Raw genomic sequence first — 23825 nt, 5'->3', positions numbered from 1 at the left:
TTTTTATATAGAAACAACGTAAAGAAAAAGGCTCTACTGTTTTTCAGTAGAGCCTTTGTGATTTCGAGCGATAATAAGTACTAACTTTTGTGCTGTTACTTTTTATCTCGCTTTGGAATCAAGCCTTGATATAAAAGCCTTGCGCAAAAAAGCTTATGCAACTTTCCACGGCATTTGTTCGCCAGCAAGAATTGGCACAACCACGTCATTACCAAACTGCATAGTTTCAGGCACATTCCACGCTTCTTTGGTTAGTGTAATCGTGTCAGTGTTACGTGGTAGACCGTAGAAGTCTGGGCCATTGAAGCTTGCGAAACCTTCTAGTTTGTCTAGTGCGCCTGCTTCTTCAAATACTGAGGCATACAGTTCAATCGCTGCGTGCGCTGTGTATGAGCCGGCACAACCACACGCTGACTCTTTACGACCTTTGGCGTGTGGCGCTGAATCCGTACCTAGGAAGAACTTCTTGCTACCGCTGGTTGCAGCTTCAATCAGTGCTTGCTGATGGGTGCTGCGTTTTAGGATCGGTAGACAGAAGAAGTGTGGGCGAATACCACCAACCAACATGTGGTTACGGTTAAACATCAGGTGGTGCGCAGTAATTGTTGCTGCAACGTTTGGACCTGCATTTTTCACGAACTCAACGGCATCAGCTGTTGTGATGTGCTCAAGTACGATTTTCAGATCCGGTAGCATGTCCACGATAGGACCCAGTACGTTATCTAGGAAGGCTTTTTCACGGTCGAAGATATCAACATCGTGAGAAGTTACTTCACCGTGGATCAGAAGTAGCATGCCTTCTTCTTGCATTGCTTTAAAAGTAGGAAGTAACTTCTGAATATCAGTCACACCAGAATCTGAGTTAGTCGTTGCGCCCGCAGGGTATAGCTTAGCAGCGTATACATGACCAGAAGCTTTGGCTTTGCGGATTTCTTCAGGAGTGGTGTTGTCGGTGAGGTAGAGAACCATGAGAGGGGAGAAATTGCCTTGAGGACCTTCGGCAAGAATACGTTCGCGGTAAGAAAGGGCTGCATCGGTATCCGTTACTGGCGGGATCAAGTTTGGCATGATGATCGCGCGTCCCATATAACGGCTGATGTCACGAACAGTATCTTTTAATACGTCGCCATCACGTAAATGCACATGCCAATCGTCCGGGCGTGTGATAGTCAAAGTCGTCATAATCGCTTACCTCCCAAAAAATTTGCCCGATTCTAAAAGTATAAACTAATGAAGTAAAGGTGAAATCTGTGGCAAATTGTGTGATTGACAAATAAAATCGCAATCGTTTGCTGTGTTTTGTTGCTTAAAGCTGTTTAAATCCTTGGTGTTGGTTCTGATTTCCCCTTAAAAAAATGACCTGCATTGGCAGGTCATTATCGCTATTAAGTGGAATTACTCTATAAGTTAGAGTTTGAACTTATGCACTAAGCCATTTTGTTGATGAGCAAGTTGATCCAGTTTTCCGCTGGCGTCCGCGACTTCTTCCATTGCGGTGAAGTTAGCATCAGCAATGTGATTAATGTCTTCTACGCTGCGAGCAATACTGCCTGTGGTGCTTCGTTGCTCTTGTGCAGCCAAGGCAATTTGCTCACTCATTTCACTAATATCAAGAATAATGGCTTGGATTTCTTCCATCGCCCCGTTGGCATCGGTAGCTTGATTGATACTGTTATCCATCTCACTTACGCATGACTGCATCATATTAACGGCTTGTCCTGCACTGCCTTGCAGACTTTGGATCATAGATTCAATTTCTGAGGTTGAATCGGTAGTACGTTTTGCCAACACTCTGACTTCATCGGCAACCACAGCAAAGCCACGTCCTTGATCGCCAGCACGAGCCGCCTCAATCGCAGCGTTCAGTGCCAGAAGGTTGGTTTGATCGGCAATGTTACGAATAACATCTAATATCGAACCAATGTTGCTACTCATGGATTGCAACTGCGCAACAGCCTGTACCGACTCATCTAAGCGAGATGAAAGTTGATGAGCGGTGTGAATATTACGGCTCATAACTTCGCGCCCGCTGTTAGCAGCTTGACTCACCTCTTGAACGCGTTCCATTGAGTGCTGGGCGCTGCGTGATACATCCGTCACTGATTGTTCCATTTGCGTCATTGCGGCAGCAACAGAGCTGGTTTGTTGACGTTGCTCATTTAAGCGATTTTTTGCCAAGTTGGTTGTGGTTTGGTTTTCGGTTGCGACATTGGTGAGATCTTCCGATGCCTTACTGATTTCACCAATTACGTCTTGTAAGTTGCCTGCAAGGGTATTGATGTGACCGCTAAGCTTTTGGAATTCAATAAAGTGATTATCGTTTACTCGTTGCGTCATATCGCCTTGAGTTAGCGCTTCTAATGTCACAAGTGTTGAGTTAAGCGGTTTACGAACACTTTGTGCTAACACCCAGCCAATGAAAAGCGCAAAGCCAACGACGCACAAGCCAATCAACATCGCTTGTCGGAAACCTTGGCTATAAGCCTCTTCGGCACTGGATATCGCAGCTTCCATTTGAATGTCGGCTTGGGTTTTAAAGCTATCAAGTAAGCTAACGGCGTTATCGACTTCAGTTGCTAATACCGCAATGTTGTCGTAGAGGCGGTGTTTTGCATCTACGTATTCAGCGTGGGTCGCAAGTATGCCACCTTTTTTGCCGATATCGCGGGTGTACTGTTGAACAGCTTCATCAAAGTTTTGTTTGAGTACAGGCAACTGAGAAGCAAGGCTTCGATAAGCATTATTGAGATGATTAACGAGCTTCTTGTTTTGCTTAATTGCCTTGGTGATAGCGGCTAAGTCATCAGTGGCTAAAGCATCTGATGTAATGGTTTCAGTCTGTTCCAATTTGATGAAGTAGTTTTTGGCAATCATTTTGACTGTGAAGTCATCTTGATCGTTAATAAACTCTTTCATTTGGCTACTTAACACTGGATAAAGCTGTTGGAAGCGGCGCGCCATTTTTTGCCTTTCTGCTTGTGCTTCTAGCTGAGTGCGATAGTTCGCCATCGCGCGATTCGCTTCTGAAAAATAGCGATGCTCAAGATCGAGCAATTGAGCCGATTGAGATTCGAGCGCAGGATATTTTTTCAGTTGCGCGATAAGGACTTGTTGCGATTGAAGATATGTTTGGTGCGCTTTGGCGAAATTAGACTGGTAGCCCGCCATTCGCTCTGGGTTCTGGCTGGTGAGAAAATCTTTAAAGATTTTATCTGCTGCCAGCAAGCGAACATTAGCTTGGCTGGCGGTTGTGACTAAAGGTAATGATTCACTGGTAACGGCTTCTAGTTGACCATGAATGCGATTGGTCCCTTGTAGCATCAGAGTAATAGTCGCAATAAAAAGCACCACCATTACCGCAAAGCCCGCATACATCCGGCGTATGACAGAGGTTTGTCTACTGAATTTCATATTGTCCCTAAATACTAAAAATAACTAATCTAATGCAGTGTTGAATCTTGCATCTAAAAATTTTACTGAAGGTTCTTTTTTGTGCTTAAGTTATTGTTATATGCAGCTTTATGTACACTAACATCTGTATCGGAGTGTTAATGTTATCCTTGATACTAAATGAAACTTTTGTCTACATACTTTGAACTGGACAACAAAAAAATGGTCACAAAATGCAATATTCACTGGAAAGGATGTTTAAAACGGTGTTCAATATTGCTCTGGACGCTGGAGTCGAGCATACTCCAATGTGATGTAATCTTTTGAAATGGAGCATGACATGGCCGAAGAAACTATCTTCAGTAAAATTATTCGTAAGGAAATTCCAGCAGATGTCCTATATCAGGATGAAATGGTAACAGCATTCCGTGACATTAACCCTCGTGCGCCAAGTCATATTCTGATTATCCCGAACAAGTTGATCCCAACGGTGAACGATGTTGAAGCCGATGACGAAGCAATGATGGGGCGCCTATTTACCGTTGCACGTAAACTGGCAGCAGACGAAGGTATTGCAGAAGACGGTTACCGCTTGATCGTGAACTGTAATCCTCACGGTGGCCAAGAGGTGTACCACATTCACATGCACCTTGTTGGTGGTCGTCCACTTGGTCCAATGTTGGTTGGCTAAGGCATGTTTGATGGTTTGCTGATGTAGGTTGGCAAACCATTTTTATTTAGGGTGAATAGCCAACAAATTAGGTTGGGGCAAGGTTGAAAGTTAATAAATTAATGCTGAAAAAGGCTGCGGTATTTTTCACTGTGTTGACCTTAACAGCCTGTGCCAATTTATCGGCTCAAGGATTGTTTAGTCACTACAGTATTGCGATGAGTTCGTCGCATTCCGCGCTGGAACAAGGTCAGTACCAAGCCGCGATTGATGCGCTGCCAACAGCGCCTGCCGGTGAGATTTTAGATGGGATGGAGCAAGGACGAACCCGTTTTCTTGCCAAGCAATACCCAAGTAGTTTTTCAGCTTTTCAGGGCGCAGATGTCGCCGTGAAGGAGCAACAAAGTAAAGCCGTGATCCAGATATCTGAAGGCTTTAATCAAGTTGGTGCGGTTCTAACCAACGACAATATGATCACCTATCAGCCTGCTGATTACGAGTTAGGTTTTCTTCACTTGTACTTGGCACTGAATTATATCCAGCAGCGTAAGTTGGAAAGTGCTTTGGTGGAAGTGCGTCGTGCCAATATGGTGCAAGAAGCGGCGAAAAAAATTCGTGAAGCTGAGCTTGAAAAAGCAGAGCAGGCAGTGCGCCAAAAAGGCATGAACAATAATATTGGTGCTGTGTTAGCCCGTTACCCAGATGCAGGAAATAAGCTAGGTGCGGTGCAAAATGGTTACTTATTCTTTTTATCGGGTGTGTTGTACGAAGCCGATGGCGATTTAAATAACGCATACATCGATTACAAGCGCGCCTTAGCGGTTGCCCCAGACAATATTTACGTCGCGCAAACCGTACTGCGTTTAGCAACGCGCCTACAAATGATTGATGACTTACAAACCTTGCAAGCAAGGTATGGTAAATACCAGCGTCCAGCGAAGGATGAAGGTCGAGTCATCATCTTTGATGAGCAAGGCGTGGTGGCGGCGAAATCCGATTGGCGCTTACCACTGTATTGGCGAGACAATCGTGGTCAGGGGGTAATTTATAATCTGGCGTTGCCGTATTATGGCAATGTGACTACCCCGACACTTACGCCATTGAAATTAGGCAACACCTCATTGCAAGGGCAACAAGTTGCTAATGTTAATAGCATGGCGCAGCAGAGTTTGTCTGAAGCATTACCTGCGATTATTACTCGCCAAGCATTACGTGTTGTGGCTAAGAATGAAGTTCGTCGCGCCGCCGCTGAGGGGGGGGACGATGTAGGTAATGTATTGGCGAATATTTTTAATACGTTGACCGAGCAACCCGATACTCGTAGTTGGCAGACGTTGCCAGCAGCGATTGATATTTATCAAAACGACGTAAAAGCAGGAACACAAACTTTAACTTGGAATGGGCAACAGTTGGATGTTGAAGTGAAAGCAGGACGCACAACCATGGTTTGGGTGTCACGCCAAGGTAATCAAGTCAGCTGGTGGTCAGTATTATTAGGAGCCAATTAATGAGAATTTTATCTGTATTGTTTTTTGCTCTGATGCTGTCGGCGTGTGCGCCACGCACATCGGGGATCAGTATTGAGAGCAGTAATCAGAATGTGGTGATTGGTAACTCGTCGCTGGCAAGTAAGCTAACGATTGAAAAAGCGATGATCACCAATGTAAATGGTCTGATGAAAGCGGCTGTACCAGTGACAAGTACATCGGAAAAAGATCTGAAATTACAATATCGAGTGTATTGGTATGACGTGCAAGGCTTGGAGCTTGAAGGCAGTGATGCCCCATGGCGCCAGTTTGTTATTCATGGCAAAGACTCGATGACACTTCAAGCGGTAGCAACCAATGCTAACGCTAAGCAGTACCGAATTTATATTCGCCGAGCTAATTATTAATTGATTATTTTTTAAAGGTAAGATGATGAAAAAAGGTCTAATTGCTGTATTGAGTTTAGCTGTGTTACTGGGCGGCTGTGCTCAGAAAGTTAGCTACGGTGACGCACAAGAAGCAGAAACAACAACGGTTGAGTTTGGTTCTACTGATCTACAGAAGATTGCGGTAGAAATGACAGACAGTATGCTAGCGTCAGGTTCAGTGGCTTACATTACCGCGAATGGTAAGCGTCCGATCATTGTGGTTGATAGCATTAAGAATAAGACAAGCGAGCACATTGATACTGAATCTGTAACGGATTCAATTTCAACTCGTTTGCTTAACTCAGGTAAGTTCCGCTTTGTTGATATGACGCGTGTTGAAGCTGTACGTAAGCAACTTAACTTCCAAAACAATGATGAGCTAGTGAACCAAAGCACAGCGATTCAATTTGGCCAAATGGTGGGTGCTCAGTACATGCTTTACGGTAACCTATCTAGCATCGTGAAATCTGCGGGTAGCGACAAAGACGTTTACTACAAAATGACAATGCGTTTGATGGATCTGAAAACAGGTCTAATTGAGTGGGCAGACGAAACAGAAATTCGTAAGCAAGAAGCTAAGACACTCTTCGGTCTATAAGCTAACTTGCAAGGGCGTACTTGGGGATAACCCAGTACGCCTTTCTTTTTTTGCTAAAAAAGTACGATCGTGCTAAAAATGGAAAATCAGCCAGAAGGAGCAAGCAATGCGCAGCGATGTTGCAGATCCCCCATACGAAACATTAGAAATAGCGACACCTGTGGATTACACCACGGATGTTTACAAAGTCTATTTTGAAGTGAGAGATCATGATGACAAAGTCTTAGCTGTTCTTGCTTCATTTGTCGGTGAAACTAGGGTCGATACCATTACACCTCTCGATCATGGGTATGAGGTGCCGATGCCAATTCAGATGGTTCCAGAGGTTATTCGTGTTTTAGCGGCAGAGAATATTGCTGTTTATCAAGTGGTGAGATATGCCAAGCTGAATCAGTCTTGGTCTTAATTAGCAGCATCTGTTAAGAAGTGATTTGAAATGAGCAAAAAAAAGGCAACCCGTGAACATATTTTGGCGACAGCGTTTGATGTTGCCAGTAATTCAGGGCTCGACAGTTTGACTATTGGCACACTAGCCAGTGTGGCAGGCATGTCGAAAAGTGGTTTGTTTGCTCATTTTAAATCAAAAGAAAACCTGCAAGTCGCGGTGGTTGAGTTTGCAGGGGCGCAGTTTGTTGAGCGTGTCATTCAACCCGCTCGCATCGCTGAACCCGATAATATTGAGAAAAAATTGCGGGTTCTGTTTCAGCATTGGTTGGCTTGGAATCGTTCGTTTCAAGGTAGTTGTATGTTCATTGATGCGTGGAAAGATAAAGCCGATAACGCTGATCTTCTGCAAAATGAACTGCAAGCACTGACCAAACGCTGGTTAGAATATCTGGCGAAACAAATCGACAAAGCCAAAGCATCAGGTGAATTTCGCCAAGACATAGATACCTGGCAAGGGGTTTACCGTTTGTACGGTATCTATTTGAGTAGTCATTTGTTTTTATCGTTATCGTTAGAAACCGATGATCATCAACGCTTTTGGCAAGGCGTTGAAGAAGTGTTTACCGACTGGCGTTGCTAACAAACGTCGGTGGTTATAGCTTCATAGCAAGAATGTAAACATAGCCAAGACGGGCTTGCTGTCTTGATTTCGAATAACAACATTTACAATAAAAAAGCACGGTCGTTCTTTTTGGTAACGTCAGGCAGCTAAAAGAGGGAAACATGAGTAGTAAAATCTATTTCAAAAAACAGGGTGGTGTGAATGTTCGCCGTAAGCTCATTAATGTCGCTTCGCGTATTCACCATAAGCTTGCACCGAACCATGCGAAAGCTTTTGCGAAGAAGCTGCTGTTGACGCCAGTGCGTCCTAAACGTCAAGTGGAAGAGCCGGCAGGCTTAAAACGCGAGCCTGTACTAACGTCTGAAGGGCAAATCATGACTTACCGTTTGGGTAGTGGCCCTACTTGGGTGTTAGGCCATGGCTGGTCTGGCTCCTCTAGTCAGTTTTTCCCGTTAATGGAGCATATTGCTAATGCTGGATATACGGCACTTGCGTTTGATAACCCTGCTCACGGTGAGAGTGAAGGTCGCTTTGGTCATCTTCCTGCTTTTGTAAGCGCACTTGATCAGGTACTAGAAAAAGAACCTGCAATTGAAGGTGTCATTGCGCACAGTATGGGAGGTGCTATGGTTCTTGAGAGCCGTAATCCATGTTTGCAGAATAAGCCCGTATTATTGGTTGCCCCAGTATTAGATTATGTTGATAACTTAGTAACGACTGTTGAAAGCTCTGGCTTTTCGATGAAGCTTTTCCAAGAAGTGATTGATGAAATAGCAGATAGCTACCAGTATTCCCTCGATAGCATTGACCCACTTAAACGCTTAACTTCCGGTCATGCAAAAACAGTGATTGTGCACGATAGAGGTGATCGCTTCGCATCGTTTGCGACATCAGAGCAGGCAAGCGAAATGCCACACGTCACGCTAATTGCAACTGAAGGGCTAGGGCATGGTCGTATTCTAAAAAGCGAGCAGCTTCGCCAAGGTTTTGATTTATTGAAAGAAGCATCTTAGGCTAATACGCACTTGAATGGGTTTATTAATAAGCCTAAACCTAAATCTAAACAAGAGCATATGCTGCCAAAAGTGGTATCAATAACGCTGGAATCAAGATGCACGAACACGATGTGGAAAAAGATCGATTAAGCCAACTCTTAGGGCAAGAGGTGTTGCACCTTGAATCACTTACTGGCGGTTTGAGTAATCGTTGTTTGTTGCTGACCTTAGCGAACGGTAAGGCTGTGTGGCGGCCTGTATCTAAAGCATCGTCGGCGTTTGCGGTTTCTCGTGATAACGAGCAGCAAGTTTTGCAAGTGCTTGATACTGTGCAGGAAAAGGAAAGTCGTCAGTTTCGTGCGCCAAAGGTGTTATGGCAGGGTAAGGAAGGCTTATTAGTCGAATGGTTAGACGGTGAGGTGCTTGATGAGCAGTTTTCGTTACACCACTTAATGGCACTTCAAGCAGAAATTCATACCCAGCCAACGCCGAACCATCAGCTTGATGTCCACCTGAAAGCAGAGCAGTATTGGCAGGCGATAGCTTTGCAAGATAAGTCGCCAGCGTTGCAAGCTGTGTTTGCACGATTTCAGCGTCAGCCATTACCCATTCACTTTCCATTGGCTTGCTGTCATCTTGATTTGGGTACATACAATTTAATCCGTCAATCTGATGGCTGTATTGGGGTGTTAGATTGGGAATACGCTGCGGCGGCTGATCCTGCGTTGGATGTGGCGATGACGATTCATGCTAATGGCTATGATCTTCAAATTGCAGTTGAAGCCTATTGTGACGCAAAACAAGCGGATACTCAGTTGTGGTTAGCAGCCGTAAAGGCTTGGCTTCCTTGGTGTGATTACCTTGCCATGCTCTGGTACTTTGCAGGCGCAAGTGCATGGCAGGATGAATCTTATCGCCAATCTGGTTTAGCGCTATTGTCTAAACTCACCGCAGTGTGATGGATAAGAAAAAGGGAATTAAGGAATAGTTCTCTAAATAAACGGTCTATATTGATCGTAAGTGTGCTCGTTAACGTAAGTTAATAGCAGATAAGTCTTTGTTCAATTGGAGTAAATAGCTCTGGGGATTTCCTGTGATCCTCGAACATAGGCTTATCGCTTTTATGCTGTAGCTCAACTCAAGGAAGGAGAGGTGTCGCGTTGAAAACTCAACTGTTTTCGCCATTTAGGTTAATCATCGTTGCTGCAGTATTGCTGCTCACTGGCTGTGTTTTGCGGCTAGGCTATAACACTCTCGATTTTTGGATTCCTTACTATGTGTCTGACTATGTGAGCTTAAACTCAAGTCAGGAAAAATCTTTTGAATCTGATTTAGATTTGGCGCTAGCGGAACACAGGGAAAAAGAGTTGCCGAAGATCCATCGCTTGATCTCTGAATTACAGCAAGATTTAAAACAACCGCTCAGCTTCAATCAAATTCGAGGCTATCACTTTAAATTCACTGCTATTGGGCAAGAGTCTGCCACCATTTTTGTTCCTACCTTTTCCCGCATGTTACGTTCGCTTGATCAAACTCAGCGTCAGCAGTTCAATCAGAAAATTGCTGATGATATTGAGAAAATTCGCCAAGAGCGGGCAGTGCTAACAACTAAACAGAAAATCACTAAGCGTAGCCAAGCATTACAAAAAACAGCCAAAGACTGGTTAGGTTCATTAACCAACAAACAACGTACTTTGCTAACTGAGCTTGCCGGATACCAAGTTGAAATGGAGCCCACCTTCTTTTCTATTCGTGAAAACTTTCTCACTGACTGGAAGGCATTGATGGCTCAACCTCAGTCTGCTGCTTTTCAGCAAGAGCTAAAGCGGACCGTCCATGACTTGCTAGCATTTGAAAATCCAACAGCGGAGCAGGAGCTTGAGTTTTACTTAAATCGTCGTTTTGATGTAATGCGACGACTAAACCACAGCTTGAGTGATGACCAGCGCCAGCATATGCAGGCATTATTAACTGACTTACGGAAAGATATCGCAGCCTTGATTTATCAGTAGGGATAATTGTGGGTTATTCCTCGCTTTTGCATACTATTTCTGACAATTGACTTTTAAACCCTATAAAACGTGTTAGATTGAAATTGCAACATAACAAAACCGAGGGAGAACAGGATGATCATTTATCTGCATGGCTTTGACTCTACAAGCCCAGGTAACCACGAAAAGGTATTACAGTTACAATTTATCGATCCCGACGTTCGGTTTGTTAATTACAGTACCCTTCACCCAAAGCATGATATGCAGCATTTACTAAAAGAAGTGCATAAGCTGGTGGAAGAGTCCGCCGATGAAGCACCATTAATTTGTGGTGTCGGTTTGGGCGGTTACTGGTCAGAACGTGTTGGATTTTTATGTGGAATTAAACAGGTTGTTTTTAACCCAAATTTGCACCCTGAAAATAACATGGAAGGAAGAATTGACCGACCTGAAGAGTATTTAGACATAGCGACAAAATGTGTTACAGATTTTAGAGAAAAAAATGCGGGTAATTGTCTGTGCATACTTTCAACTGAGGACGAAGTATTAGATAATCATCACACAAGTGATGCACTGGCTGATTACTACAAAGTCATCTGGGATGAGACACAAACTCATAAATTTAAAAAGATCTCACAGCATCTAAAAACTATAAAAGCGTTTAAAGAAACACTCTAACCTTCCTACATCCGAGATGGGCTAAAACTAGGGCAAGACCCTCTGTGTTAGTCCATCTATCTATTTTGCCTAATGGAGCTTTCAGCTTCATGGCAAGTTTGACTCAATGGTTGTCAGCCTATGTTGAGTCAGACTATTCAAGACAAGAATTCGTATATTAAAGAGGAAGAAATCGTGACACGTATTATCGTTGTTGGCGGTGGTGCCGGTGGGCTTGAGCTTGCTACAAAACTAGGTCGCACCCTAGGTCGTAAAGGTCGTGCAGAAGTTACATTAGTTGACCGTAAAGCAAGCCACTTGTGGAAGCCATTGCTTCACGAAGTTGCGACAGGTTCGATGGATGCAGGTGTCGATGCCCTAAGTTACCGTGCTCATGCAAAAAATCATCATTTTGATTTTCAAATGGGTAGCCTAAAAGATATCAATCGCGAAGCGAAAACTATCATTTTATCTGAATTGCACAACGAGCAAGGCGATCTTTTGATGCCTGAGCGTGAGCTTGCGTACGATATTTTGGTAATGGCAATCGGCTCAACATCTAATGACTTCAACACGCCAGGTGTACGTGAGCATTGTATCTTCCTAGATAGCCCAGAGCAGGCGCACCGTTTCCGTACTGAAATGAATGATCATTTCTTGAAACTGCACGCGAATAAAGAGCAAAAAACAGTGGATATCGCCATTGTTGGTGCAGGTGCAACGGGTGTTGAGCTTTCAGCTGAACTACATAACGCAGTGAAAGAACTTCAAAACTACGGGTTTGGTGATTTGGATAGCTCTCGTCTAAACGTAAACCTCGTTGAAGCGGGTGAGCGTATTCTTCCTGCGCTACCACCTCGTATTTCATCTGCAGCACACAGCGAGCTAACTAAGCTTGGTGTAAATGTACGTACTGCAACCATGGTAACGCAAGCCGATGAAACTGGCTTAACTACCAAAGATGGTGAGCATATTCCTGCACAAATTATGGTTTGGGCTGCGGGTATCAAAGCGCCTGATTTCATGAAAGAAATCGCGGGCCTTGAAACGAACCGTATTAATCAGCTGGTTGTTAAACCAACACTGCAAACCACCCGTGATGACAGTATTTATGCGATTGGTGATTTAGCGTCTTGTGTACAAGAAGATGGTAGCTTCGTACCACCACGCGCTCAGGCTGCACACCAAATGGCAAGCCGTTGTTTCTCTAACATCGTAGCGAAAATTACTGATCGTGAGCAAAAGCCTTACGTATACAGCGATCACGGCTCACTGGTATCACTAAGTCGTTTCTCAACAGTCGGTAGCCTAATGGGTAACCTTACTAAGGGGTCGATGATGGTAGAAGGTCGTATTGCACGTGTAGTTTACATTTCGCTATACCGCATGCACCAAATTGCGCTGCATGGCGTGATTAAGACTAGCTTGATGATGCTGGTTGGTCGTATCAACCGTGTATTACGTCCTAACCTAAAACTGCACTAAGTTGTTGAAAGTGCCTGTTAAGCTACTATCTAGCAGGCCGTAAAGTAGATGTGTTCAATGAGAGAGATGACAATACAAGCTCAACATATAAGCACTCACTCATTGGTTTAGATTCTACTTTGTTAGCAATACACTTCTAAATAATAAAAAACCGCCAACAGGCGGTTTTTTTACGTGTGGGGTTTAGCTCAACCTATTTGCAATAGTGAAGGCTTAGTTAATTTTGAGTAACTCAACATCAAAGATAAGTACTGAGCCCGGTGGGATAGCACCAATTGCACTGTTACCGTAAGCCAAGTTTGATGGGATGAAGAAGCGTGTTTTTTCGCCTTCAACCATTAGTTGAACACCTTCGGTCCAGCCTGGAATGACTTGGTTAAGGCCGAACTGAATTGGTTCGCCACGTTCAACTGAGCTATCAAATACTGTGCCGTTGATCAGTGTGCCGTGGTAGTGCACGGTTACTTTGTCTGAAGCTTTCGGGTGTACTGTGCCTGTACCTTCTTGAAGGACTTGATATTGCAGACCCGATGCCGTTTCTTTCACGCCTTCTTTTTGCTTATTGTCGGCAAGGAAAGCCTGACCGACTTCAATGTTCTCTGCCGCCGCTTTTTTGTTACCTAGCGAGCGTTGCATGAAGAAAATCGCCAGTGCGATAAGTACGATAGTTACGATTATTTTAAACACGTGATGTCCTTTTTGATGTCATGCCAAGCCGTTGAAAATTGTACAGCTTGGAAGTCATAATTCTTATTGTAAGTGATAATTCAATGATTTGGGAACTTTGGTCAGTCGCGTCATCGTTGAATCATAACGGTGCTCACACTCGGCTCATGAGTTAAAGGTTAGCTTTTCTTGAATCAGCTCAGTATCACTTGGAATGATGGAGTAAAGCTGTCCATCCATAGGGATCCCTCGCATCATAATTTTATTTCGCAGTAGCCCTTCATATCTAGCGCCACAGCTCATGGCGGTACGTTGGCTGGCTATATTATTCGGGTGAACGACAATATCTAAGCGGGTCAGTTCGAGCGATAAAAAAGCAAGGCGACAAATTACCTTGATGGCTTCGCTAGCGATACCTTGGCGATGGTAGCGTGAACGGATCCAGTAACCTACATTGGCTGAGTTTGAGGTTGCTTGTAGGTCGTACAAAGACACACTGCCAATGAAGGTATTATCAAAGCGGTCAAAAATAGCGAGCTCGTAGCAGATATCAGAGCGCCAATTAACTCGACTCGTTGTTAGCCATGCATTGGCATCATGTTGGTTATAACCCTCGCCACACCATTCTAACCATTGGCTGAGTTCGGGTAACGACTCGGTCACGGCTTCAAGGTGAGGGAAGAGATCGGCACTCTTATAAGGGCGCAGAATTAAGCGACCCGTTTGATATAGATAATCTAAATTCATAAACGTCAGGTTGAAAAAAACCTCGCCGAAGCGAGGTTTAGAAAATATTAAGCATCAACTCGGCGAACTTGAATGATCATCCCCATTAGAGGGTGATCTAAATAGTGAGTTTCACTGCTCTTCATACGGCGTGTTTGAGTAAATCGGAACCCTTTAAGGAATTCTTCAACTTCAACGCGTTTGGTCACTTCTTGCAGATGACCAACTTGTACATTGCCATCCAACAGTAAGTTTTCAGGATCTTGAGTTTCCGCGCCAACAATCACTTCACGACGACCAGGCTCTCGAAGGTCGAGATCGGCATCAACAAAAAGATAATGCTGAACGTAAACTTGTAATTTACCGTCTAACTCAAAAATAGGCTGATTTAAGTTAGATGCCGGTTGTTCGCTGATATCACTGGTACCATTGTCGGTCGTAACCACAATACCTGTTGGTTCAACTTCAGGTGCGACTAGGTTGTCTGCTGGATTATTGATCGCAGCTGCACGAGAAGTACCGTCAGCAAGAAAACGATCAGAGAAATCTTTACCTGCCATAATGTGAATACGTGGTGCAGAGCCTTTTCCTTGGTCACCTTGACGCCATGCGAAGTGAGCTAAAGGAGTAAAGCCGGCGTGGTTTTTCAGCTTGGCGTATTCGTTATTTAGCTGGTATTGGCTTGGCGATAGCACGCGCGCGCCTTTAGCGGCTAAAGCTTCAGTGTCACTGAATGCGATAGTGCCACTTAAATTAATCGGCTTTTGGCTATCAGGCCAAGATTCGCGCACTTGCTCTGGGCTGATATTGCGCTTAAACAAAATGACTTCAATATCAAATTGTCGAGCTGCAAGGCTTGGCCAGCTTACGGCAAGCAGCAGCAAATATATAAACTTTTTCAAGATTTCACTCCGCACGTTAGTGCCTCAATTATAAGCTGTTTTCAATAAACTGTGTTAAGACGTCGTCAACAAACTTCAGACGCGCTTTCGGATCAGTTAAAGGTGCGACCAACTTCAACTTGGTTGGTCCTTCCATCCGGTATTTCTGTGGTTGCGCTTGGATCAAGCCCACCAAGTAAGCTGGGTTGATATTGGCATCTGGGTTGAACTCTAAGAATCCGCCTTTTTCCCCAGCCTCTAAGCGCTTCACGCCAATCTTGGCAGCTTTCAATTTCAGTTTGTTCAATGCTAACAGGTTCTTGGTTGCTTCGGGTAGTAGCCCGAAGCGATCAATTAGCTCAACTTTCATTTCATTGATCGCATTTTCATCAGCCGTGCTTGCAATGCGCTTGTACAGTGACAAACGGGTATTGATATCAGGGATGAAATCATCTGGGATCAAGGCTGGAACGCGCAGTTCAATTTCAGTTTGTTGCTTAAGCAGATCATCCAAAGAGGGCTCTTTTCCTTCTTTCAGTGCTTCTACTGCTTGCTCTAGCATTTCCATGAAAAGAGTAAAGCCAACCGATTGGATTTGACCACTTTGATCGTCGCCCAATAGCTCACCTGCACCACGAATTTCTAAGTCGTGGGTTGCTAAGGTAAAGCCAGCACCAAGATCTTCTAGCGAAGCAATAGCATCCAGACGTTTAACCGCATCTTTGGTCATACGTTTTGGATGTGGCGTAAGTAGATACGCATATGCTTGGTGGTGCGAACGACCGACACGACCACGCAACTGGTGCAACTGTGCCAAACCTAGGTTGTCAGCACGGTTCATGATAATGGTGTTGGCAGTTGGTACGTCGATACCTGTTTCGATAATGGTAGTACAAACTAATAGGTTGAATTTCTGGTGGTAGAAATCCGACATAATGCGCTCAAGTTCACGCTCAGGCATTTGCCCGTGGGCAAAGGTGATACGCGCTTCAGGAACGAGTTTCGTCAGCTCTTCGACGGTTTTTTCAATGCTATCTACTTCGTTATGTAAGAAGTAGGTCTGACCGCCACGCATGATTTCACGCAACACGGCTTCGCGTACTACGGCATCATCACGCTCACGCACAAAGGTTTTGATTGCCAAGCGACGTGCTGGTGGAGTAGCAATGATAGATAAATCACGCATCCCACTCATCGCCATATTTAGCGTACGTGGGATAGGTGTCGCTGTTAGCGTTAGGATATCAACGTCAGCACGTAGCGATTTGATCTTCTCTTTTTGACGGACACCAAAGCGGTGTTCTTCATCAACAATCAATAGACCGAGATCGTGGTATTTAATCGCGGTGTTTAGCAGCTTGTGAGTACCAATCAAGATATCCACTTTGCCTTCTTCAACATCGGCGATAATTTGTTTTTGCTCTTTAGCGGTTTTAAAGCGCGATAGCACTTCAACACGCACTGGCGTATTAGCAAAGCGGTCGCGGAAGTTTTCAAAGTGTTGTTGTGCCAATAGGGTAGTCGGAACTAAGACGCTTACTTGCTTGTTATTATCGACAGAGACAAACGCAGCGCGCATAGCCACTTCGGTTTTACCAAAGCCCACATCACCACAGACTAAGCGGTCCATAGCTTTGGCTTGGCACATATCCGATAGTACAGCATTGATAGCCAAGGCTTGGTCGTGTGTTTCTTCAAACGGAAAACCACTGCAAAAATCAGCGTAAGCTTCGCGGTCGAGGTTGAATTTAAAGCCTGGTTTTAGTTCACGCTTGGCGTACACATCCAATAGTTCTGCAGCCACATCACGCACTTTTTCCGCCGCGCGTTTACGTGCTTTGGTCCATGCTTCGCCACCAAGTTTGTGTAATGGTGCCGTTTCTTCCGCGCCACCTGAGTAGCGACCAATAAGGTGAAGTGATGCGACAGGGACGTACAGCTTGGCGCCACCTTGATATTCAAGGGTAACGTATTCTGTTGTTAAGCCGCCGGCTTCAAGAGTTTGCAACCCTTTGTAACGACCCACACCGTGATCAATGTGCACGACGGGTTGGTCAATTTGCAGTTCTGCCAAGTTGCGGATAATGGTATCGGCATTAATGGCTTTCTTTTCTTCACGGCGACGACGTTGGATAACACGTTCGCCCAGTAAATCGCTTTCACATAGGAAGGCAATGTTTTTGTCTTCGAGAATAAAGCCTTTTTCCGCAGCACCAATAACCAAGGTGTGATCGCTTGGCGCTGAGAGTGCTTCGGTCAAGCTATCGCACACCATTGGGCGCAGTTTGATGCGAGCAAGGAGATCCAGCATGGCTTCGCGGCGACCTTCAGAGGCAACCGAGAAGATAACTTTACCTTGGTATTGTTCGATGAAGCGACGTAGATCCGCAAAAGGTTCTTTGAGCTGATGATTGATAACGAGCTCAGGCACATCGATCAGTGGCGGGTTATAACGACCACTTTTATCGCTTTCTTCTTCATGGCGAATGCGAACCTGAGGAAGTGGTTTGAAGCCCGCGAACATTTCATCTTTGCTCATCCACAATTCGGCTGGTGGCAATAGAGGACGTAGCGGATCGACTCGGCGTTGATCGTAGCGGTATTCTGCATCGCTTAAGAATGTATCTACGGCAGGTTCTAGTTCACCGACAGTAACTAATAAACTTGAAGTAGGTAAGTAGTCGAATAAGGTTTCAGTTTGCTCAAAAAACAGAGGCTGCCAGTATTCGATACCCGCAGGCCAAGTGCGCTTACTTACTTGCTGATAAATTGATTCTGGTTCGCGACGCGCCTCAAAGCGTTCACGCCAGCGCATGCGGAAGTTTTCCACCGCGATATCATCGGTTGGAAACTCGTGAGCTGGGAGTAGGTTAATCGCTTGGATTTCACCAGTAGAACGCTGGTTTTCAGGATCGAAATGACGGATGGAATCAACTTCATCATCGAAAAAGTCAATGCGATATGGCTGGTTGCTACCCATAGGGTAGAGATCAAGCAGCGAACCACGGCTGGCATATTCACCGTGCTCCATCACTTGATCGACGTGGCGATAGCCTGACGCTTCCAACTGAATGCGTAATTTTTCCAGTGATAGGCGGTCATTTTTGCTGACTACTAGCGCATGTTGGTGCAAGAAAGAATGCGGTGTTAATCGTTGTAGCAAGGTACTGACAGGAATAAACAACACGCCTGATTCTTGAGTCGGTAGCTTGTATAAGCAGGCAAGACGATCGGAAATGATATCTTGGTGCGGCGAGAAGTTATCGTACGGCAAGGTTTCCCAATCGGGGAAGACGCTGACGTCTTGTGCCGTAAATTGGCTGACTTCCGCCTGAAGGCGTAATGCCGATTGTGAATCAGCAACAACGACAAGCAGTGGACCTTGGTGATCGTTCGCAAGCTCTGCGATAGCAAGAGCAAGGGCGGCACCCGACAGGTTACCGATGAATTTTTTATCACCCGCTTTGCTCGGGTGGGGAATCGCAAGAATAGACGCTGTTTTCATGGCTTGATTAACTATCAGTTCGTTGTTGCGCACGTTCACGCAGGAGTTTTTGCTGAACATGAAGGGCGGCGCGGATCAAAAGATCGCGATCGCTTTCCAAAAGACGAGAATAACGCAGTTCGATTTCGTAGCGGTCTGCATCCTCTGTTGGCTGACAAGCCATCACCTCGGCATAGCAATAAATCGCCGCTGGAGGGTTATTGAGGAACAGTTTAAGGCGAACTTGTTGCCCTACGCTTAACGCCTGCGCGGAAAGGTAGCTTAAACGGCTTGCACCGAAGGTACGGGTTGTAAAACGCAGGTTAGGATCGTCTTGTTGTGATAATACGAAGGAAAGCAGCAGATTGATTTTGGTGTTTTGCGCACCGAGATAAGCGATCAATGCTTTGCTGTCGTCGCTACCGAATTTTTTTAATAAGCGTTCGGTATTTTCTTCAAGTTCACAGCATTCGCTGGCAACGCGAAAAAGAGGGGGAATTTCTAAACTGAACGCCTGCTCGTCAGGACAGATCGCGTTATCGGCAAGTGGCTCCACATTGATTGTTAACCCAGCGTGGACTGAGAAATATTCATCCTGAGTCATCGGTAGCTCTGCTTTTAAATTCAATCTAACGATTATCACGCACCTTGGTTAATCGAGCAAGTTAATGGGCTTTGATGGTGGGATTTTGCGCAATTTTAGCCCTTGTTTTTACATTAGTTTTATCTTGGTTATTGGTAATAATTTATCTGGGCAGGTATGCTTGCAGAAGTTATTTATTGGGGGTTTTTGAGCACGTTTATGTTTCATCCCGTCTCTCTTTTTATCGGCTTACGTTATTTACGTGGGCGCTCAGGCGATCGCTTTAGTCGATTTGTCTCTTATATGTCGACCGCAGGGATCACCATCGGTGTGTTATCGCTTGTCACAGTATTGTCTGTGATGAACGGTTTTGAGCAGCAGCTGAAGCAACGCATTTTAGGTGTGATGCCCCATGCGGTTATTAGTCAAACTGATCACAAAACCCTGCTTACAGATGGTGAGCCATCATGGGTTAGTACCTTAGACCATGTTGAGCGCGCCGTTCCAATTGTTCGTAGTGAAACGGTCTTGCAAAGTGCGTCCTCGCTCTCTGCTGGTATGTTATTAGGCATTGATCCTGCTAAGTATGATCCTATTGCCGAGCAAATGACGTTGGGTCAATTAAATGCGTTAACCAAAGGGAGTTATCAAGTCGTATTGGGCCATGCTCTTGCTGCGCAGTTAGGCGTGCAAGTGGGTGATAAAGTCCGTTTGATGGTTACCAGCGCGAGCCAATATACCCCGTTGGGACGTATTCCTAGCCAGCGTAATTTTACTGTCTCAGGAGTGTTTGACACAGGTTCTGATGTCGATAAGCAGTTGGTCGTGGTTCATATTGCCGATGCTGCCAAGCTATTGCGTTACAAAGGTGACCAAATTTCAGGTTGGCGAGTGTTTCTTGATGATCCTTTTGCTGTCACTGAGTTAGCTCAACAATCTTTGCCTGATGGTTGGCAGTGGTCAGATTGGCGTGAACAACGTGGTGAGCTTTTCCAAGCGGTAAAAATGGAGAAGAACATGATGGGACTGATGCTTGGTCTGATCATTGGTGTCGCTGCGTTTAATATTATTTCAGCGCTCATCATGGTGGTGATGGAGAAACAAGCTGAGGTGGCGATCTTGAAAACGCAAGGTATGACCAACTGGCAAGTGTTACTGGTGTTTATGGTACAAGGCGCAAGTAGTGGCGTTATTGGTGCTGTGATTGGTGGCTTCTTGGGCACACTGTTGGCACTGAACTTAAATACTGTGATGACGGTGCTTGGCGTTCAGCTGATCACTGTGGGTGGTTCACTGCCCGTTGTTATTTCGCCACTGCAAATTGGTTTTGTCATTCTGGGGGCTATATTACTAAGTTTACTAGCCACCGTTTTCCCTTCTTATCGTGCTGCGATTGTTCGTCCAGCAGAGGCACTTCGTTATGAGTAATTCGTTATTAGTTTGTCAGGGTTTGCGTAAGATTTACCGCGAAGCTCAAATGGAGACTGAAGTGCTAAAAGGCGTCGGTTTCAGTATTGAAAGCGGTGAATTGGTCGGTATTGTGGGTTCATCCGGTTCAGGTAAAAGTACGCTACTGCATTTGCTGGGGGCGTTAGATGAGCCAACAGCTGGTGAAGTGTTCTTTAAAGAGCAGAACCTAAGTGCGATGAGTGCCAATAAACAAGCGAAAGTGCGTAACCAAGAGATTGGTTTTGTGTACCAGTTCCATCATTTATTGGCTGATTTTACCGCGGTCGAGAACGTGGCAATGCCGCTGTTGATTGGTGGTGTTAGTACCAAAGAAGCCCGCGCTCAAGCAGAAGAACTACTGACCATGGTGGGGTTAAGCCATCGTTTTGAACATCGTCCTTCTGAATTAAGTGGCGGTGAGCGTCAACGTGTGGCGATTGCTCGTGCATTGGTGAACAAGCCAGCGTTAGTACTGGCTGATGAGCCAACGGGTAACTTGGATCATAAAACGGCACTTGAGATTTATGACTTAATGCGTCGTTTAAACCGCGAGTCACAAACCGCGTTTTTAGTGGTAACCCACGATAATGAACTGGCCGCTAAATTAGACCGTTGCATGCATATGCAAGACGGCGAGTTGGTTCAAGTAGAGGTAGCCTAATGTTTCGACCTCTGTCTTTATACATAGGTAGCCGATTTAGTCGCGCTAAGCAGCGTAACAAGATGGTGTCATTCATTTCGATGTCATCCACGTTGGGCATTGCTATTGGGGTTGCGGTGATCATTATCGGCCTTTCAGCAATGAACGGCTTTGAGCGTGAGTTGCAAAATCGCGTGCTGTCTGTGATCCCGCATGGTGAACTGCAAGCGGTCACGCCCCCATTTAAAGAATGGCAATCAGTGGTGACTACTGCCGAGCAGCACCCGAGAGTGACAGGCGCGGCGCCATATATTGTCTTTACCGCGTTGCTAGAAAAAGGCACCAAGTTAAAAGCGGTTGAAGTACGTGGTGTAGATCCAAAGCTTGAACAAAAAGTGAGTTCGTTACCTCAGTTCATTAAAGGTGATGCATGGCAGCAATTTTCGCCGGGCGCAAAGCAAGTGATCCTTGGTCAAGGTGTTGCGGATAAGCTGGGTATCGAGGTCGGTGATTGGATTACTGCGATGATCCCTAATTCAGATCCAAACAAAAAGCTACGTGCGCCGCACCGTATTCGGTTACAAGTGTCGGGGCTGTTGGCGCTCGGTGGGCAGATTGATCATAACTTTGCGCTAGTGCCGCTAAAAGATGCGCAGGGCTACTTGTCGATGGGCGATGGTGTTTCTGGTGTGTCTTTGCAGGTTGATGATGTGCTTGATGCAATGTCGATTGTTCGTGAAGTCGGTTACACCTTACCTGTGTATGTTTACTTGAAAAGTTGGACTCAAAAACACGGTTACTTGTACCGCGATATTCAGATGGTACGCACCATTATGTATTTGGTGATGGTATTGGTGATCGGCGTTGCCTGTTTCAATATTGTCTCGACCCTAATGATGGCGGTAAAAGATCGTGCGGCTGATGTGGCGATTTTACGAACCATGGGGGCGACAGACGGCTTAATTAAATCAATCTTTATTTGGCATGGCGTTTTATCAGGCGTGCTCGGGAGCTTGGTTGGTTCTGTGATTGGCTGTTTGGTGGCGACCAACCTGACAACCTTGATCAAAGGGATTGAGGGGTTGATAGGGCATAAGTTTCTGTCAGGTGATATTTACTTTGTGGACTTCTTACCGACAGAACTGGCGATGCAAGATGTTGCGATAGTCACTTGTACTGCGATTGTGCTGAGTTTGTTAGCAACCTGGTATCCAGCGCGTCGAGCAAGCGCACTGCATCCGGCTCAGGTACTGAGCGCTAAATAATGACTAACTAGTTATGCCATCAACAAAAAAGCAGCGAAGTCGCTGCTTTTTTTACTCATTAAAGTGCTTATTTGCTTAATGAGTTAATTCAGTGCTTTTAGTACGTCACTATTTGAGAAAACATTCTCGAAGCGTGATTTGTATAGTAGCTGCATTTCATTAGAAATCGAGCTTTTATCTGGAATGTCATTTTCACCCGCGAAGTTCTTCACCAGTTTTTTCTTACCTTGGCTATCAAAAACGACGACATCCATGTTGTACCAAGAGTTGTCACTAAAGGCATGAAAATCATATTTCCATTCATTTAACACTATAACTATGGTGTTTGCTGTCTTGTTTGGTCGCTTGTACTCAATTTCTTGAATCGACATATTTGGAGCGGTAACGATGACGTTAGCGTCTATGCCATGCTTTTTGAATCCTGCCGATAAGCGGTTGCTTAGAAATACAGACATAGGTTCATTGGTTGCAGTGGTGTGTGAGTATGGAATACCTAAACTGCTGCGAATAATCCCTTCAAATGCAGCTGTTTTTTCGCCGCTAAGTACATACTCCCTTTTATCAAGAACCGCTAAGTTTAGTTGTTGGTCACTTTTAAGATTGGTGAGTTGTGGTGCGGCTTCTTCTGCCGTCATAACTTTTACACAGCCAGATAAACTGAGGAGAACAGGAAGAATAATAAGGAAAGGTGAAAACTTTGGCATTAAGAGCTCCAATTAATATGTAACCATTTTAGTATGGTTACTATAATTTGCTCTTATTTACGTTTCTATGAACTGTGTGTGATATGGCTAGCAAATATCTGCTAGTAAAGGGTCTCGTTACTGTTTGTGTTGATTGGTAACGAGACCTTTTCTGTTTGAGTTATAGCTTTTTGCTAAATGCTTTTCTAAATTGTCTTTGATTCCAACTACGTACAACCGAGTAGCGCCATAAACCTTGGATGCCGAAATAGCCAACTAGGGCACAGACAACGCTACAAATAAAACAACCTAGTAGGAATGGAGGGCCAATTTGGCTCATTTGGTGCAGCAAGAAATCCCATGAAAGCTCAAAGTGGAATGCTTGGTGTGGGGTGTGTAAAACCCAAGCCCCAATCTTGTAAGCACCGTAGAAAAGCACTGGCATGGTAACAGGGTTGCTAATCCAAACGAGTGCAACAGACAGTGGCAGGTTTACGCCAAACAATACAGCGATACCAGCGGCCATAATCATCTGGCTGGGTAACGGAACAAACGCCATAAACAGTCCAACGGCGAAGGCACCCGAAGCAGAACGGCGGTTCAGACACCACAAGTTCGGGTTATAAAGCGTATTGCCGAAAATCTTTAAAGCCTTTTGACGTTTGATGACGTCATGGCTTGGCAAAAAACGTTTAATAAGTTGTTTTGGCATTGTTATTTCAACTAATCAGTAACTAA

The 23825-nt window shown here is 44.9% G+C and carries 23 protein-coding genes; 14 read left to right on the top strand and 9 right to left on the bottom strand.

Annotation, left to right across the window (positions count from 1 at the left end; genetic code table 11):
- Positions 1-153 precede the first annotated feature (153 nt).
- Together pyrC and A3K86_RS05050 are read right to left on the bottom strand one after the other, a co-directional pair.
- The gene (pyrC, locus tag A3K86_RS05055) at positions 154-1182 is read right to left on the bottom strand and encodes a dihydroorotase (RefSeq protein WP_068328594.1); all 1029 of its coding nucleotides are present in this window, start codon (positions 1180-1182) and stop codon (positions 154-156) included.
- Positions 1183-1407: 225 nt separating this feature from the next.
- A complete protein-coding gene (locus A3K86_RS05050) occupies positions 1408-3411 on the bottom strand; it encodes a methyl-accepting chemotaxis protein (protein ID WP_068328591.1) in 2004 nt (667 codons plus the stop codon).
- 319 nt (positions 3412-3730) lie between these two features.
- Between A3K86_RS05050 and hinT the strand changes: the two genes are divergently transcribed.
- The 11 genes from hinT (at position 3731) to A3K86_RS04995 (ending at position 12710) form a co-directional block, all read left to right on the top strand.
- Positions 3731-4081 (top strand): purine nucleoside phosphoramidase, encoded by a 351-nt coding sequence (hinT, locus tag A3K86_RS05045; protein WP_068328588.1) that lies wholly within the window; start codon positions 3731-3733, stop codon positions 4079-4081.
- Between the two features lie 101 nt (positions 4082-4182).
- Positions 4183-5568 carry a COG3014 family protein gene (locus tag A3K86_RS05040; RefSeq protein ID WP_068328585.1) on the top strand — a complete coding sequence of 462 codons (1386 nt, stop codon included), beginning with the start codon at positions 4183-4185 and terminating at the stop codon, positions 5566-5568.
- Positions 5568-5954, top strand: coding sequence for a YcfL family protein (locus A3K86_RS05035; protein WP_068328582.1), 387 nt, complete (start codon positions 5568-5570; stop codon positions 5952-5954). The genes A3K86_RS05040 and A3K86_RS05035 overlap by 1 nt, the downstream gene beginning before the upstream one ends.
- A 25-nt stretch (positions 5955-5979) precedes the next feature.
- Entirely contained in the window at positions 5980-6573 is a 594-nt protein-coding gene (gene lpoB, locus A3K86_RS05030; protein WP_068328579.1) for a penicillin-binding protein activator LpoB, read from the top strand.
- 106 nt (positions 6574-6679) lie between these two features.
- On the top strand, positions 6680-6979 hold the full coding sequence (locus tag A3K86_RS05025; protein ID WP_068328575.1) for a hypothetical protein: 300 nt from the start codon (positions 6680-6682) through the stop codon (positions 6977-6979).
- Positions 6980-7009: 30 nt separating this feature from the next.
- On the top strand, positions 7010-7600 hold the full coding sequence (locus tag A3K86_RS05020; RefSeq protein WP_068328572.1) for a TetR/AcrR family transcriptional regulator: 591 nt from the start codon (positions 7010-7012) through the stop codon (positions 7598-7600).
- Between the two features lie 143 nt (positions 7601-7743).
- Positions 7744-8595 carry an alpha/beta fold hydrolase gene (locus A3K86_RS05015; RefSeq protein ID WP_068328569.1) on the top strand — a complete coding sequence of 284 codons (852 nt, stop codon included), beginning with the start codon at positions 7744-7746 and terminating at the stop codon, positions 8593-8595.
- A 98-nt stretch (positions 8596-8693) separates the two neighbouring features.
- Positions 8694-9536 carry a phosphotransferase gene (locus A3K86_RS05010; protein WP_068328567.1) on the top strand — a complete coding sequence of 281 codons (843 nt, stop codon included), beginning with the start codon at positions 8694-8696 and terminating at the stop codon, positions 9534-9536.
- 201 nt (positions 9537-9737) lie between these two features.
- Positions 9738-10589, top strand: a complete 852-nt coding sequence (locus A3K86_RS05005; protein WP_232321909.1) for a DUF6279 family lipoprotein — start codon at positions 9738-9740, stop codon at positions 10587-10589.
- A gap of 114 nt (positions 10590-10703) precedes the next feature.
- On the top strand, positions 10704-11246 hold the full coding sequence (ycfP, locus tag A3K86_RS05000; RefSeq protein ID WP_068328565.1) for an alpha/beta hydrolase YcfP: 543 nt from the start codon (positions 10704-10706) through the stop codon (positions 11244-11246).
- A 174-nt stretch (positions 11247-11420) separates the two neighbouring features.
- A complete protein-coding gene (locus A3K86_RS04995; RefSeq protein ID WP_068330226.1) occupies positions 11421-12710 on the top strand; it encodes an NAD(P)/FAD-dependent oxidoreductase in 1290 nt (429 codons plus the stop codon).
- A 213-nt stretch (positions 12711-12923) separates the two neighbouring features.
- On the opposite strand, the gene A3K86_RS04990 is transcribed toward A3K86_RS04995, so the two are convergent.
- The 5 genes from A3K86_RS04990 to A3K86_RS04970 all read right to left on the bottom strand — a co-directional run bounded on the left by A3K86_RS04990 (position 12924) and on the right by A3K86_RS04970 (position 19071).
- The gene (locus A3K86_RS04990; protein WP_068328559.1) at positions 12924-13397 is read right to left on the bottom strand and encodes an FKBP-type peptidyl-prolyl cis-trans isomerase; all 474 of its coding nucleotides are present in this window, start codon (positions 13395-13397) and stop codon (positions 12924-12926) included.
- A 144-nt stretch (positions 13398-13541) separates the two neighbouring features.
- Positions 13542-14123 (bottom strand): GNAT family N-acetyltransferase, encoded by a 582-nt coding sequence (locus A3K86_RS04985; RefSeq protein ID WP_068328558.1) that lies wholly within the window; start codon positions 14121-14123, stop codon positions 13542-13544.
- A gap of 47 nt (positions 14124-14170) precedes the next feature.
- Positions 14171-15004 (bottom strand): peptidoglycan binding protein CsiV, encoded by an 834-nt coding sequence (locus A3K86_RS04980; RefSeq protein ID WP_068330224.1) that lies wholly within the window; start codon positions 15002-15004, stop codon positions 14171-14173.
- Between the two features lie 28 nt (positions 15005-15032).
- The gene (gene mfd, locus A3K86_RS04975) at positions 15033-18488 is read right to left on the bottom strand and encodes a transcription-repair coupling factor (RefSeq protein ID WP_068328557.1); all 3456 of its coding nucleotides are present in this window, start codon (positions 18486-18488) and stop codon (positions 15033-15035) included.
- 7 nt (positions 18489-18495) lie between these two features.
- Positions 18496-19071, bottom strand: a complete 576-nt coding sequence (locus A3K86_RS04970; protein WP_068328555.1) for a PilZ domain-containing protein — start codon at positions 19069-19071, stop codon at positions 18496-18498.
- A 198-nt stretch (positions 19072-19269) separates the two neighbouring features.
- Here A3K86_RS04970 and lolC point away from each other — a divergent pair, with 198 nt between their 5' ends.
- Genes lolC through lolE form a run of 3 tightly spaced genes read left to right on the top strand, consistent with a single transcriptional unit; the run spans position 19270 to position 22404 of the window.
- Positions 19270-20478 carry a lipoprotein-releasing ABC transporter permease subunit LolC gene (gene lolC, locus A3K86_RS04965; RefSeq protein ID WP_068328554.1) on the top strand — a complete coding sequence of 403 codons (1209 nt, stop codon included), beginning with the start codon at positions 19270-19272 and terminating at the stop codon, positions 20476-20478.
- Positions 20471-21160, top strand: a complete 690-nt coding sequence (gene lolD, locus A3K86_RS04960; RefSeq protein ID WP_068328553.1) for a lipoprotein-releasing ABC transporter ATP-binding protein LolD — start codon at positions 20471-20473, stop codon at positions 21158-21160. The genes lolC and lolD overlap by 8 nt, the downstream gene beginning before the upstream one ends.
- Entirely contained in the window at positions 21160-22404 is a 1245-nt protein-coding gene (gene lolE, locus A3K86_RS04955; RefSeq protein WP_068328551.1) for a lipoprotein-releasing ABC transporter permease subunit LolE, read from the top strand. The genes lolD and lolE overlap by 1 nt, the downstream gene beginning before the upstream one ends.
- A gap of 83 nt (positions 22405-22487) precedes the next feature.
- Here lolE and A3K86_RS04950 read toward each other — a convergent pair whose 3' ends face one another.
- Positions 22488-23108: a hypothetical protein gene (locus A3K86_RS04950; RefSeq protein ID WP_068328546.1), complete on the bottom strand. Its 621-nt coding sequence runs from the start codon at positions 23106-23108 to the stop codon at positions 22488-22490.
- Between the two features lie 160 nt (positions 23109-23268).
- Positions 23269-23799, bottom strand: coding sequence for a DUF2062 domain-containing protein (locus tag A3K86_RS04945; RefSeq protein ID WP_068328540.1), 531 nt, complete (start codon positions 23797-23799; stop codon positions 23269-23271).
- Positions 23800-23825 lie beyond the last annotated feature (26 nt).

This window comes from Photobacterium jeanii (assembly GCF_001650345.1).
GTDB classification, from domain to species: Bacteria; Pseudomonadota; Gammaproteobacteria; order Enterobacterales; family Vibrionaceae; genus Photobacterium; species Photobacterium jeanii.
Note: the sequence above shows the minus strand (reverse complement) of the source record. Positions and strands in the feature narration are given on the sequence as shown.